At 58.2% G+C, this 14,974-nt stretch carries 6 protein-coding genes; 5 read left to right on the top strand and 1 reads right to left on the bottom strand.

Annotated elements, in window-relative coordinates; genetic code table 11:
* Nucleotides 1-3: 3 nt before the first annotated feature.
* The 5 genes from K6301_RS23805 to K6301_RS23785 all read left to right on the top strand — a co-directional run bounded on the left by K6301_RS23805 (nucleotide 4) and on the right by K6301_RS23785 (nucleotide 13,744).
* Entirely contained in the window at nucleotides 4-1,221 is a 1,218-nt protein-coding gene (locus K6301_RS23805; RefSeq protein WP_425475419.1) for an efflux RND transporter periplasmic adaptor subunit, read from the top strand.
* Complete coding sequence (locus K6301_RS23800) at nucleotides 1,221-4,355, top strand: efflux RND transporter permease subunit (RefSeq protein WP_247221298.1); 3,135 nt, start codon at nucleotides 1,221-1,223, stop codon at nucleotides 4,353-4,355. The genes K6301_RS23805 and K6301_RS23800 overlap by 1 nt, the downstream gene beginning before the upstream one ends.
* Before the next feature lie 29 nt (nucleotides 4,356-4,384).
* Nucleotides 4,385-5,860, top strand: a complete 1,476-nt coding sequence (locus K6301_RS23795; protein WP_247222506.1) for an efflux transporter outer membrane subunit — start codon at nucleotides 4,385-4,387, stop codon at nucleotides 5,858-5,860.
* A 917-nt stretch (nucleotides 5,861-6,777) separates the two neighbouring features.
* Nucleotides 6,778-11,637: a response regulator gene (locus K6301_RS23790; protein WP_247221297.1), complete on the top strand. Its 4,860-nt coding sequence runs from the start codon at nucleotides 6,778-6,780 to the stop codon at nucleotides 11,635-11,637.
* 547 nt (nucleotides 11,638-12,184) lie between these two features.
* Complete coding sequence (locus tag K6301_RS23785; protein WP_247221296.1) at nucleotides 12,185-13,744, top strand: TerC family protein; 1,560 nt, start codon at nucleotides 12,185-12,187, stop codon at nucleotides 13,742-13,744.
* A 185-nt stretch (nucleotides 13,745-13,929) separates the two neighbouring features.
* On the opposite strand, the gene K6301_RS23780 is transcribed toward K6301_RS23785, so the two are convergent.
* Nucleotides 13,930-14,886, bottom strand: coding sequence for an MBL fold metallo-hydrolase (locus K6301_RS23780; protein WP_247221295.1), 957 nt, complete (start codon nucleotides 14,884-14,886; stop codon nucleotides 13,930-13,932).
* Nucleotides 14,887-14,974 lie beyond the last annotated feature (88 nt).

The raw sequence follows: 14,974 nt of genomic DNA, 5'->3' as shown, positions 1-14,974 counted from the left end.
GACGTGTCACCTCGTTCTAAAACCACATTCGCGGGTGTGATCGCACTCATCGGCCTATGCCTTGTCAGCTGCAGCAAGGAAGAGCCCGCGCCTCCATCAGCTGCCTCGAAACCAAGTGTCAGCGTCGTCGTGCTTCAACCGCAGGACGTCGCTATAACAGCCGAGCTTCCGGGTAGAACAGCTGCTTCCCTTGAGGCCGAGGTTCGCCCGCAAGTCGGGGGCATTGTCCGCAAAAGGAACTTCAAGGAAGGCAGCGAGGTAAAGGAAGGGGACGTTCTCTACGAACTCGACCCCGCAACTTACCAGGCCAGCTACGACAGCGCCGTCGCTTCGCTGCAGAAGGCTGAAGGCGCTTTACCGAGTGCGCAGGCCAAGGTGAATCGCTATGGCCGCCTTACATCGAACAATGCCGTTAGCGAACAGGACCTCGAGGATGCGAAGTCGACACTTGCCCAGGCCAAGGCAGACGTTGCTTCCGCAAAGGCCAGTGTCGAAACGGCTCGCATCAATCTGGAATACACCAAAATTCGTGCACCGATTTCCGGGCGGGTGGACGCGTCCACGATAACCGTCGGCGCGCTTGTGACCGCCGAACAGACAACCGCGCTTACCACCATTAGAAGCCTCGATCCAATCAACGTTGATGTTACACAGTCGAGTTCCAACCTGCTCAACCTGCGCGAAGCGGTGGATTCCGGCAGGCTCCGGTTTTCCGGAACCAATGTCTCGGTCAAGCTGAAGCTCGACAATGGCAAGGCCTACGACAGAACCGGGACCGTGGAGTTTGCCGAAGCGACGGTCGATCAGTCCGCCGGGACGGTCAAGCTAAGGGCACAATTTCCCAATCCCGACCGCGTAGTGCTGCCTGGCATGTATGTCCGCGCCGTCATCCAGGAAGGTATTGCGCCGAACAGCTATCTGGTGCCGCAGCGTGGCGTGTCACGCAACACCAAGCGCGAGCCCACCGCGCGGTTCGTGACCAAGGACAACAAGGTCGAGGAGCGGGTTCTGTCGGTGGATCGAAGCATCGGCAACAACTGGCTCGTGACAGCCGGCGTGAACGGAGGTGACCGGATAATCGTAGAAGGATCGCAGCGCACGCAGATCGGTCAAGAAGCTGATGCGAAAGAAGTGACGATCGACAATGCGACCGGCGAGCTCAAGTCCGCCTCTATTGGCGGCTCGAGCATGATCGTCAATGTCGCGGAGGCACAGAACTGATGTCTCTGTTTTTCATCAACCGTCCCATTTTCGCGTGGGTCATCGCGGTTTGCGTGATGCTGGCAGGTATATTATCGATCAGCTCACTCTCCATATCTCAATATCCTCAGATCGCGCCCACGTCGGTCACAGTGAGTGCGACCTACTCCGGCGCAGATGCGCAGACGGTCGAAAACTCCGTCACCAAGGTCATTGAACAGGGTATGACCGGGATAGACAATCTCGATCACATGACGTCCACATCGACCTCGACCGGTGAAGCCTCGGTTGAACTGACATTCACCAACCAGGCAGACCCGGACGTCGCTCAGATGCAGGTGCAAAACAAGCTGCAGCAGGTCGAATCGAGTTTGCCGACGGCGGTGCAGACGGCCGGGGTGACGGTCACCAAATCCTCGTCCAGCTTCCTTCTCATCGCGGCATTCGTCTCAAATGACGGTAAGCTGAGCGCAACAGATATCTCTGATTATATCAACAGCACGCTCAAGGACCGCATCGCCCGCGTCGAAGGCGTCGGCGATACCCGGCTGTTCGGTTCGGGATATGCCATGCGTATCTGGCTGGATCCCGACAAATTGTCGAAGTATTCCCTTACGGTTTCAGACGTGACCAGTGCAATCGAGGCCCAGAACACACAGGTGTCTGCCGGCCAGTTGGGAGCTGCACCACAGCGTAAGGGTCAGCAGCTGAACGCGACCGTGACCGCGAAAAGTCGCCTACAGACGCCCGAGGAATTTGAGAACATCATCCTCAAGAGCCAGACGGACGGGTCACTGGTCCAAATGAGCGATGTGGCGACCGTTGAACTGGGTGCGGAAAGCTACACCACAACAACGAAATACAACGGGAAGCCCGCTAGCGGCATCGGTGTTAACCTGGCTACGGGCGCCAACGCCATCGACACCGCAAACGGTGTCAAGTCTGCCATCGAGGCGATGAAGCCCACCATGCCGCAGAACGTTGACGTCGTTTATCCCTACGACACGACGCCATTCGTTGAGCTATCGATCCAGGATGTCATCAAGACGCTCGGCGAAGCCATCGTTCTCGTCTTCGTCGTCATGTTCATCTTTCTCCAGAGCTTCCGTGCGACGATCATCCCCACTCTAGCCGTGCCGGTCGTTCTTCTCGGCACGTTCGGCATCCTGTCCCTGTTCGGATATTCGATCAACACATTGACGATGTTCGCCATGGTGCTGGCCATCGGCCTGCTTGTGGATGACGCTATCGTCGTGGTCGAAAATGTCGAGCGCGTCATGGAAGAAGAAGGCCTTGATCCCAAAGCCGCCACGATCAAGTCCATGAAGGAGATTTCGAGCGCTTTGATCGGCATCGCAACCGTTCTGTCAGCCGTTTTCATACCAATGGCATTCTTCTCCGGATCGGTCGGTATCATATACCGCCAGTTCTCGGTGACGATCGTTTCGGCGATGGTTCTTTCCGTCGGAGTGGCTTTGATTTTTACGCCCGCGCTCTGCGCCACCCTGCTTTGCCCGCCCAAACATGAGGCGAAAAACAAAGGGCTATTCGGCTGGTTTAACCGTGGCTTCGAGAGGACAAGCAGCGCCTACCAGAAAAGCATCGGCGGCATCGTGCGCCGCAGCCCGGTGTTCCTGGTTATATTCGTCGCTATGGTCGCAGTGGCTGCCTACACGTTTACCAGGATGGAGTCCTCCTTCATTCCTGATGAGGACCAGGGCGTATTGATCGCCAGCGTCCAGCTTCCGCCCGGCGCCACCGAAGATCGTACACGCAAGATGCTTGACGATGTCACGAACTACTTCCTGAATGACGAGAAGGAATATGTCGAGGGCGTCATGTCGTCGGTCGGCTTCAGCTTCGGTGGCGCAGGTCAGAACGTCGGCATCGCTTTCATCAGCCTCAAAGACTTCGAGGGCCGCACAGACGAAAACGCCAAGGCCGGGGCAATCGCTGGCCGCGCGATGGGAGCATTTTCGAAGTTCAGCGATGGCAGCGCCTTCGCCCTTCAGCCGCCTGCCATTCCCGGCTTTGGCACATCTGGTGGATTTTCGTTCTATCTGATGGACAGCAACAGTGCCGGACATGCTGCCTTGATTGATGTGCGCAATCAGTTGTTGGCCGCGGCGGGCAAGGACACGCAACTTGTCGGCACCAGACCGAATGGTCAAGAGGATACGCCACAGTACTCAATCCAGATCGATGACCGGAAAGCCAGCGCGCTTGGCCTGCAGATTTCGGACATCAACAACACGCTGTCGACCGCGTGGGGCGGCTCCTACGTCAACGACTTCATCGATCGCGGGCGCGTCAAACCTGTCTACGTGCAGAGCGCGACGGACTTCCGTATGCAGCCCGAAGACCTTGGCCGTTGGTACGCAAAGAATTCGAGTGACACGATGGTGCCTTTCTCGTCCTTCGCAACGGGCAAATGGACCTACGGTTCCCCGCGCCTCGAACGCTTCAATGGCGTCTCAGCCGTTGAAATCCAGGGATCGGCTGCGCCGGGCGTCAGTTCAGGCACGGCGATGACCGCAATCGACGACTTGATGCAGGAGCTGCCCGCAGGCTATCAGCATGAATGGACGGGTTTGTCCGCTCAGGAGCGCCTGTCGGGCAATCAGGCCCTTCAACTCTACGCCATCTCGGTACTCGTCGTTTTCCTGGCGCTTGCGGCGCTTTACGAAAGCCTGACTATCCCCTTCGCAGTCCTTCTTTCAGTCCCAATCGGCATATTCGGCGCTGTTGTGGCCGCAACGCTGTTCGGCCAGACGAATGATGTCTATTTCAAGGTTGGACTTCTCACGACAATCGGCCTTGCGGCCAAGAATGCGATCTTGATCGTCGAGTTTGCAATTGAGCAACAGGCCCACGGCAAGAGCTTGATTGAAGCCACACTTGAAGCATCCCGCCAGCGGCTGCGTCCGATCCTGATGACGTCTTTCGCGTTCATCCTTGGCGTGTTGCCGCTTGCCGTCGCGGATGGTGCGGGCTCAGGCGCTCAAAACTCGATCGGTATCGGTGTCATGGGTGGCATGATTTCAGCCACCGTACTTGGTGTTTTCTTCATTCCGCTGCTGTTCGTCACCGTACGCCGGATTTTCAGGTCAAGGTCAAGGAACACCGCCGCAGCAACCGTCGCCCCGACAGAGTAACCCGCGTAAGGAACGCTTCCTTGATATACATGTTGAAAATGCGCGGTCTGGCAGCCTGCGTTAAGGCCTCCGGGGCATCCGTCATCGCGATCGTACTCGCCGGATGCGTCGTGGGCCCCGACTATGAGCGGCCGGCCGTGATCACACCAGCCAAGTGGGCGGGGGATCATGGGAAGTCGAGTGCGGTTAAGAAACCGGACTTGACGGCTTGGTGGCGGCAGTTCAACGACCCGCTGCTTGACAGGCTCGTTGTTCAGGCGGTTGATGACAATCTCGATGTCGCAACCGCCAAGGCAAAAATCCGCGAGGCACGCGCGACTTTCCGCCAGCAAACCGGGGCGTTACTTCCAACGGCCGACGGCTCGGGCTCAGCAACAAGGAACCGCAGCGTCGCCGACGCCGAGCCAAGCGTCTATAACCAGTACAAAGCAGGCTTTGACGCGAGCTGGGAAGTCGATCTCTTCGGAGGCAGGAAGCGGGCAGCCGAAGCCGCAGGCTTTGCAGCAGAGGCGGCCAACGATGACCTCGCCGACACGTTGGTGACGCTTATCGGCGACGTAACGTCCTATTACGTCGAGGCCAGACAATATCAGGAATTGGCTGCACTGGCCGAACGAACCGCGCGATCACAAAGGCAGACCGCCGCGCTGACGCGTGACCAATTGCAGGCTGGAACCGCGACCGGTGCGGACAGCGCAACGGCGGACGGCCAGGCCGCATCGACGGAGGCCGACATCCCATCTTACCGGATCTCGTATCTTCAATCCGTCAATCGCCTCGCCGTGCTTCTCGGGAAATCGCCCGCGGATCTTCAAGGCCTTATGGAAAAACGCGGCAAGATTCCATCACCGAAAATGGTCGCTGGACTGGGCATTCCCGCAGACGTCCTCACCCACCGTCCAGACGTCAGAGCCGCGGAACGACGCCTCGCTCAATACACCGCAAAGATCGGACAGGCAGAGGCCGACCGATACCCTTCGATCAGCCTGACAGGTAACATCGCGTCGACGGCGAACAATTTGGCCGATCTGGGCAGGAAGTCGACCATCAGTTGGTCCTTCGGGCCGAGCGTCTCCATCCCCATGTTTCACGGTGGACAGTTGAAGGCGGCCGTCGAAATTGCTCAGGCGCAGCGTGATCAATATTATGTCGCCTATCAGTCCGCCGTCCTGTCGGCAATTGAAGACGTGGAGAACGCCATCGTCGGGCTGACACAGTCACAGCAACGACGCGCTAAGCTTGCCGTATCGGTCGCCGCATATCGCAAGGCGGCTCAGATATCACAGGAGCTGAACGTCGCTGGGGCAACCAATCGCCTCGACGTCCTGGAAGCGGAGCGGGCGCTGTATACGGCAGAGTCGAACCTTATCCAGAGCCAAGCCTCGATCGCCAGCTATTACATTTCGCTTCACAAAGCGCTCGGCGGTGGATGGACTGGGACAATCAATGTCGAGAGACCTGCAGTTTTAGACAGCGTGGTCGGACCACGCTTGGCGATGAGATAACGATTTTGAGATTGAACCCGCTGGCACCCTTATCTGTGGGGCGCAATGACCAGTGCGTTCATCAGCGTCATTCGGACAAGAACCCCTTGCCGATTACAAAGAACCGTGGCCCCCGGCAGCCACGACGACAAGCATACACTCCGCCGGAGCTCGAAAAAGGACAAATGATATGAAAATGCACACCCTGGCCCTCACGCTTGCTGTAGCGACCATATTTTCGATTTCGACCGTGAGTGCCCAAGAACCGCCGCGTCATCACCAAAAAGAAACTCATAGAACCCTTTTGAAGAAGCCTAAGCAACAATGCAAGACGGTAGTCACGAAAGCAAAGGATCGTTTCGGCCGGCAGGTTGTGAAGAAACGGAAGGTCTGTCGGTAAAGGCGCCTTTTTTAAAAGGGTTGAAGATGATCTCGACGCCCAGACAGTACATACAGAGGCGATCTTCGGCAGACACGGTGCCACGGTCAAATTCTAACCGTCGCAGGACGAGGCTCGCATGGGCCTCACCACCGCCGCCTCAATGCAACTGCGCCGTCCTGGGGAGATTTATACGAACTACCGCTTGCGGGGTTTCCTCGCACACCTGAGCAGTGTCGCTTAAGATTTTGAGCCGGATCGAAGACGGCTCTCGTGGTTGATACTGGGACCGCGGCACCCTCCGTTTCAAGCATGAATCGCTCACCCCCAGGGCGGGACGTCCTGCGCCTCGACCGACCAGATGGCGAATTCGAATTCCGGGCAACTACACCGTCGGTTGGACAGGCGATCGAGGCGCAGCTTTTTCAGCAACTGCACGGGCCTCGTTCGGCAAACGCAAGGTTTCTTATCCACGCCTCTTTTCTAGACGATCGAGAGGGCTACTTCTAACCAACGAGTTTCCCGCGCGTACCGGGCGAGGGCCGGGAAGGAGCCTGAGTTGAACGAGTTTCCTGACTATGCGACCGAGCCTCACGTGGTGCCCGAACTCGATTTCCTGTCAGGCGGTGGTGAGATGGGCGCACTGCTGCGCTCCCACGACTGGGCGTCGACCCCGCTCGGTCCCGCACAGCACTGGCCGCAAAGCCTCAAGACCGCGATCCGCATCATGCTCCTTTCCCGGCAACCGATCTGGATCGGCTGGGGCGGTGACCTGATTTACTTCTACAACGATTCCTACAATTCTATCATAGGCGGAAAACATCCTTGGGCACTCGGAAAACCGACGGCCGACGTCTGGCGCGAGATCTGGGATGATATCGGCCCGATGCTGGCGACGGCGATGGGGGGCCATGAAGGAACATATGTGGAAGAGCAGTTGCTGATCATGGAACGCAACGGCTATCCTGAAGAGACATATTACACGTTCTCCTATACGCCCATTCCTGACGACGACGGTACACCGGGCGGCATCATCTGCGCCAACACCGACGATACCCAGCGCGTCGTCAGCGAACGCCAGCTCGCCCTGCTTCGGGAATTGGCGACGACCGCGTCGGACGCCCGTAACTGGCGCATCGCATGCGAACGCGGAGCGGCGGCACTGTCTGCCAATGCCTATGATGTGCCCTTCGCCCTCCTCTACATGACCGACGAGGACGCACAGGTTGCCGAACTGGTCGCAACCTGTGGCATCGATATGGCGGCTTCCGGCCTCCCGACGGCGATCCGTCTTCGTGAAGCATCGATCCTTCCGATAGCGGAGGCGCTTCATGGTCAGCGGCCGGTTCTTATCGAAGATCTCGCCGCGATCACCGCACGTGATCTCCCGACCGGAGAATGGCGCATCCCGCCCAAATCCGCAGCGGTTGTTCCCGTTATGCCGACGGGCGAAACCGGGCGATCGGGTGCCTTGGTCGTTGGTTTGAATCCTTATCGCCTTTTTAATGACGACTACCGGAGCTTCTTGCAGCTTGTGGCGGGGCAGATCGCCGGGTCGATCGCCAATGCACAGGCTTACGAAGAAGAACGGCGACGGGCGGAAGTGTTGGCGGAACTCGACAGGGCGAAGACGACGTTCTTCTCCAATATCAGCCATGAGTTCCGCACACCGCTTACCTTGATGCTCGGACCTCTTGAAGAAGAGATGGCGGGCGCTCGCCAGCGCGAGCCGGAGGCACAGGCGAGGCTCGAAATCGTGCATCGCAACGGGATGCGCCTCCTGAAGCTCGTCAATTCGCTTTTGGACTTTGCACGGATCGAGGCCGGTCGGACACAGGCCAGCTTCGAGCCGACCGATCTCGGCACCTTGACGGCCGAACTCGCGAGCAATTTCCGGTCGCTGACGGAAAGGGCCGGTTTGAACCTTGTCATCGATTGCCCGCCGTCGCTGGAGCGGGTGTTCGTCGATCACGAAAAGTGGGAGAAGATTGTCCTCAACCTCCTTTCCAACGCATTCAAGTTCACGTTCGAGGGCGAGATCCGCGTTACCATGACATATGACGCTGGCGCCGCATTGCTGTCGGTTGAGGACACCGGCACCGGTATACCAGCCGAGGAACTGCCGCGTCTGTTCGAGCGCTTCCATCGCGTCGAGGGTGCGAAAGGCCGGAGCTTCGAAGGCAGCGGCATTGGTCTGGCCCTGGTGCAGGAACTGGTCAAGCTGCATGGCGGCACCATTGAGGTTGAAAGCGAGGAGGGGCGCGGCACTGCGTTCAGGGTCAGGATCCCGAGAGGTACGGAGCATCTGCCACAGGATCGGATACAGGCGGCCCGCGAAGTTGCGTCTACAGCCATCCAGGCCGGCGCATTCGTCGATGAAGCCATGCGCTGGCTTCCCGACCAGCCTGAGCAGCAAACCGCCCACTTTGAGCCGCCCCCGCTCCTGGCGCCGAATACGACAGGTCGGCCACGCATCGTCCTTGCGGACGACAACGCTGACATGCGCGGATATGTCAGCCGCCTGTTGAGCGCGGAGTATGACGTGGAAACGGTGAACGATGGCGTTGCCGCATTGGAAGCGATCCGAACCCGGCAGCCGGACCTCGTCTTGTCGGATGTGATGATGCCGCGCCTCGACGGTTTCGGACTGGTCCAGGCTATCCGGCAGGATCCCGATCTGGCTGAGCTGCCCGTCATTATCCTTTCAGCTCGCGCCGGCGAAGAGGCAAGCGTCGAGGGCCTGAACGCCGGCGCTGACGACTATTTGGTCAAACCGTTCTCGGCGCGAGAACTGGCGGCGCGTGTGGCCGCCACGCTTGCGATGGCCCGGGTGCGGCGAGAAATGGGAGAACGTCTGCGCGAAGAGGCCCATTCGCTTGAAACCCTGAACCGTGTTGGCAGCGTCATCGCTGGAGAGCTTGATCTCGATCGGGCGGTCCAGGCGGTTACGGACGCTGCGACCGAACTGACCGGCGCTGAATTCGGCTCGTTTTTCTACAACGTGCTCGACGAAAAGGGCGAAAGCTACATGCTCTACACGCTATCGGGCGTGCCGCGCGAGGCGTTTTCATCCTTCCCCATGCCGCGCAACACTGCGGTGTTCAGTCCGACCTTCGGCGGTGAAGGCATTGTGCGGTCCGATGACATCACCAAAGATCCTCGCTACGGCAAAAGCGCGCCCCACCACGGGATGCCGAAAGGCCATCTGCCGGTGTGCAGCTATCTTGCGGCGCCGGTGATCTCCCGATCCGGTGAGGTGCTGGGAGGCCTGTTCTTCGGCCATTCGCAGCCTGGGATGTTCACAGATCGTGCCGAATGGCTGGTGGCGGGCATCGCTGCCCAAGCAGCCATCGCCATCGATAATGCGCGGCTTTACCAGGCCGCACAACGCGAAATTTCCGAACGAAGCAAAACCGAAGAGGCGTTGCGAAGAAGCGAGGCGCGGCTTTCACATCTTAACGAGAACCTGGAAGCGACGGTCGCCGAGCGCACCCAGGAGCGTGACAGGGTGTGGAATCTCAGCCACGATCTCCTGGGCGTCGCCGATCGCAACGGCGTGTGGCTCAGCATCAACCCTGCATGGACGACGACGCTCGGCTGGGAGCAAGAGGAGATTGTCGGCCGCAGCACCGAATGGCTCGAGCATCCGGACGATCGGGAGAAAACCCGTGACGAGGTAGCGCATCCCGCCTCTGGCGGCGTCACGCCATTTTTCGAGAATCGACTACGCTGCAAGGATGGTACATATAGGTGGCTGTCCTGGACTGCCGTGCCGGAGGGCGATCTGCTTTATTGTGTCGCCCGCGATGTGACCATGGCCAAGCAGCAGGCGGAGACGCTCCGTAACGCCGAAGAGCAACTTCGCCAATCGCAGAAGCTTGAGGCGGTCGGCAAGCTGACCGGAGGTGTTGCTCATGACTTCAACAACCTCCTGCAGGTGATCGGCGGAAACCTGCAGTTGCTCTCCAAGGACATGATCGGCCACGACAAAGCCCAGCGGCGTCTGGAAAATGCGCTGGCGGGCGTGACACGAGGATCGAAACTGGCCTCGCAGCTTCTGGCCTTCGGGCGGCGGCAAGCCCTGGAGCCGAAGGTTGTCAATCTAGGACGCTTGATCCGTGGCCTTGACGATATGTTGCGCAGGGCTCTTGGTGAAGGCATCGAAATCGAGACGATCGTTTCCGGCGGTCTCTGGAACACGCTGATCGATCCAGCGCAGGCCGAGAATGCTCTCCTCAACCTGGCCATCAACGCGCGTGACGCAATGGGAGGACACGGCAAACTGACCATTGAGGCTGGCAACGCCTCGCTGGACGATGCGTACGCCGCGCGCCATGCCGACGTCTCGCCAGGACAATATGTCATGCTAGCAGTTACCGACACCGGATCAGGCATGAGTCCCGAGGTCATGGAACAGGCCTTCGAGCCATTCTTCACAACCAAGCCTACGGGCAAGGGGACGGGCCTCGGTCTCAGCATGGTCTGGGGCCTTGTCAAGCAATCGGGAGGCCACATCAAGATCTATAGTGAGCTGGCAGAAGGCACGACCATTCGCATCTACCTGCCGCGCTCCAAGCAAGTCGAGGACCTGGCAGTCGAGATCGACAACGGTCCGGTTGTCGGCGGCACGGAAACCGTTCTTGTAGTCGAGGATGACGAGGCGGTTCGCACGACAGTTATCGAAATGCTGACGGACCTCGGTTACATGGTCTTGCGGGCCGTCGATGCACAGACCGGGCTCGCGGTAATCGAGAGCGGCGTTCCGATCGATCTTCTGTTCACCGACGTCGTGATGCCCGGGCCGCTGCGTAGCGATGAGCTCGCCCGGAAGGCGCGCGAGCGACTGCCGGACATCGCCGTTTTGTTCACCTCTGGTTACACCGAAAACGCGATCGTCCACGGCGGACGGTTGGATGACGGTATCGAGCTCCTGAGCAAACCCTATACCCGCGAGGCCATGGCTAGGAAGATTCGCAACGTCCTCGCCAACAGGCAATCCCTTTCCATTTCTCGCGCGCAAGCCCCGCAACCCGCGATATCGGCGACACCTGCCCGCGACGAGAGATCATCCTTGCGTGTTCTGGTCGTCGAAGATGAACCACTGATCCTGATGAGTACGGCGGATATGTTGGAGGCGATGGGGCATGTGGTGTTTGAGGCCGTCAGCGCCGAAGAGGCACTCAAGGTCTTGGCACGAGAGGCGATCGACCTTCTGCTGACTGATATCGGGCTTCCGGGCATGTCCGGAGCGGAGCTTGCGGTTGAATGCCGGCGGCAGAAGCCGGGACTCGGCATCATCTTTGCTTCAGGTGCATCCGGGATTCCGCGTGTGGACGGGCACGAATTGATCGCCGATGCGGTCGTCCTTGGAAAGCCGTACGATGAGGCCGCCCTGGCAAATGCGATAGAACAGATGTAACGCCTAGACTTGGCAGAGGCACGCTGCGCCGATGAATAGCGACCCGTCGGAGACTGTTCGGCACAGGGGCCGATAAATCGGGGCTCTTGTAGAACCGGGAGGACGCTGCACTCGGCCTCTTCATCCCGCCGGCCCTCCATTGCAATGTCCGGGTGCTTGCGGTCTGCCAATCAGTCGACGGACGTCTCACCCGCCTGCTTCATCGAGCGGCTGATCGCATCGCCAGGGAGTGGGAACGAAACCGAAGCTTGGTAAAGGCCAGGGCGTGCGCTCAATACGACCCTAGTTTTGTTCTCACGTCTTCCCACTTCCTCATACGTATGGTATTGGCTGAGAAAATTCCGCTGCCCTTCAATTGGAAAATCACGCACGATAATGCCGGACGAAGGCGACAGTACAGGCGATAGCCGATACCGAACGAGGCTGGTCTCCAGAAGTGGAGGCCAGCCTCGTACAATCACTTTCCAAACTAGTGTGCTAGTGCTCGCTTCGGATGCTTCATCCGGGGCTTTTTGCGTCTGCGCACAATTTTCCTGAAGGCTCAATCATGGAGTTCCTTGCAGATCCGAACCTCTGGATCGGCCTCGTCACCCTCATCGTTCTTGAGGTCGTGCTAGGCATCGACAACCTCGTCTTCATCGCGATTCTGGCGGATAAGCTCCCACCACACCAACGCAACCGAGCGCGCCTCATCGGCTTGTCCCTTGCGCTTGCGATGCGTATCGTCCTGTTGTTCTCGATCTCCTGGATAGTGACACTGACGCAACCGATCTTCTCGGTGGCCGACTTTGTTTTTTCGGGCCGAGACATAATCCTCATCCTTGGCGGCGTTTTCCTACTGGCAAAGGGTACGATGGAACTCCACGAGCGGCTAGAGGGCGCCCATAAACCCAAAGAGGGCAAGGTCGTCCATGCAGTATTCTGGCAGGTGATCGTCCAGATCGTAGTGCTCGATGCGGTGTTCTCCCTAGATAGCGTCATCACCGCCGTGGGCATGGTCAGCAATCTCTGGGTTATGATCACTGCCGTCTGCGTTGCCATGGCGGTGATGATGGCAGCGTCAAGACCGTTAATGGCCTTTGTTTCAAAGCACCCGACCGTTGTGATCCTTTGCCTCGGTTTCCTGCTTATGATTGGCTTCAGCTTGGTGGTAGAGGGTTTCGGCTTCCACATTCCGAAGGGATACCTCTATGCGGCGATCGGGTTTTCAGTCTTGATCGAGGCCGCCAATCAGATCGGTCGGCACAACCGCGAGAAGCGTATTACGACGGGTGACCTCCGCGAACGCACGTCGGAAGCCGTCCTTCGCCTTCTTGGTGGTCGCGTCGGCGAGCAGCCGCTTGGCGAGACCGTCGATGTCATTGCCGAACAGGCCTCGCAAGGCGATATCTTCAAGCCAGAAGAGAAAGATATGATCCGCGGGGTGCTTGACCTCAGCGGGCGGCCGGTTAGTTCAATCATGACACCCGGCAACGAACTTGAATGGCTCGATCTCGATGAAAGCCCTGAAGATTTGCAAGAGGCAATCCGGAAGGTAACGCACAGCCGCGTCATTCTTGCTCGCGATAGTGTGGACGACTTCGTCGGAGTTGCTATTACGAAGGAGCTGCTCAACGCGCTTATCGACGATAAACCGATCGACTGGACAAAGGTCGCAAGACAGCCCGCAATCGTGCATGAGTCGACAGATGTCCTGAAAGTAATGGAGCAACTGCGTCGTTCTCCCGTGCAGATGGCTATGATTGTCGACGAGCACGGTTCGCTTGAGGGCATAGCGACCCCAACCGATGTGCTCGAAGCCATTGCCGGAGAGTTTCCAGACATCGGTGAAGAGGCTGCTGTCCTCGAACGCCAGGATGATGGCACCTGGATTGCCGATGGATTTGTCGATATCCGTCAACTCAGCAGCGCGATCGGACATAACCTCGTGGACGACGCGAACCGCTACTCGACATTAGCAGGATACATCCTCACGCAAATCGGACATCTACCGCGTGAGGGGGACGTTGTCGAAGCGGGTGGGTTGGTGTTTGAGGTACAGTCTTTGGAAAAGCGGACCATCGGCAAAGTGCGGATCACCGAGCTAGCGGAAGAAAACGATAACTAACCCATCCCCGACGATCCATTCGCACAGCCCGCGGAGATATCCTCACCGATCTGCTTTCGGCAAATTGTGCCGAGGACGTTTAAGTCCCAATTGTTGTAGAATCAGGACGAGCCATGGGGGCGACTTCGGCCAGGCATCCAACTATGGCAGCTTCCGTAGCCTTCACCGAGGTCCGCATGCTACGATCACTCGGAATAGTTCAGCGGGATAAAGCCAAACATCGTCTCGTCCCGCACCACATGACCGATCCCTGGAAACGGGATATGCGCACCAGCAACAAGATACTTTTGCTGAGCCGCCTCTTCCAGAGCGACAGCCCGCGTCTTGACAGCTTCACGGCCGTCGACGTCAAACGTAACGTAGACGTCCGGATCATCGAACTGGATGTAGTCTCCGTGGATGATATCGCCCCATATGACAAGGCGTTCTCCCTTCGAGGAAACAACAATGGAACTATGGCCGGGCGTATGTCCAGGTCTGAGTATGGAGCCGACGCCGGGAATGGGCGGGGCATTATCCTTAAAAAGCCGGACGCGATCCGCACTTATGTAGGGGGCGAGCGCTGCCTTCGCGCTGGCGAAATCCTTCTCTAATTCCGGGGTGTGTCCAACGTTTGTCAAGCGATTGATCCAAAAATCATATTCTCGTTCGGCAATATGGACGTCGGCGTTCGGATATTGCCACTTTCCTTCAATCGTCAACCCCCCGGTGTGATCGGCATGAATGTGCGTTAGCACAACGGCATCGATCTGCGAGGGTTGATATCCGGCGTTGGACAGATGAGAAATCAGCTTACCTGCGATCGGTCCGAATAGAGTGCCTGTTCCCGCATCGACAAGGACGAGACGCTGGCCGTCGTTAATCAGGAACGCGTTGATCGATACATGGGGTTCGGTCCCAAGAAAATTGGCGTCGAGTTGCTTTTGCAGTTCGCTTTCGGCCTTGTTGCGGTAAATTTTTGCCAGCGGCAACGGCAGGGTCCCATCAGAAAGCGTTGTGATTTCCAGATCGCCCAGCTTGAAGCGATAGAATCCCGAGTTCTCGATTTTGGAAAAAGCGGCGGCCGGAAATGCGAGGCGGGGAGCCAAAGGCCACATAGCGAATGCTGCCATAAGGGTTAAGGCTTGACGACGGGTCGGCATTGTTGGTCTCCTTCAAATGATGGAATGGAGATAGCCATTGCCGGCCTTGCAGATTACCTCTATTTTTCGAATTTCATTATTCTATAAA

It is taken from the genome of Shinella oryzae, assembly GCF_023038235.1.
Lineage (GTDB): Bacteria > Pseudomonadota > Alphaproteobacteria > Rhizobiales > Rhizobiaceae > Shinella > Shinella sumterensis.
Note: the sequence above shows the minus strand (reverse complement) of the source record. Positions and strands in the feature narration are given on the sequence as shown.

What these genes read in the sequence shown, in the direction of transcription:
- K6301_RS23800 (WP_247221298.1), top strand. Translation starts at nt 1,221, where the DNA reads ATGTCTCTGTTTTTCATCAACCGTCCCATTTTCGCGTGGGTCATCGCG.
- K6301_RS23785 (WP_247221296.1), top strand. Translation starts at nt 12,185, where the DNA reads ATGGAGTTCCTTGCAGATCCGAACCTCTGGATCGGCCTCGTCACCCTC.
- K6301_RS23780 (WP_247221295.1), bottom strand. Translation starts at nt 14,886, where the DNA reads ATGCCGACCCGTCGTCAAGCCTTAACCCTTATGGCAGCATTCGCTATG.
- K6301_RS23795 (WP_247222506.1), top strand. Translation starts at nt 4,385, where the DNA reads ATGTTGAAAATGCGCGGTCTGGCAGCCTGCGTTAAGGCCTCCGGGGCA.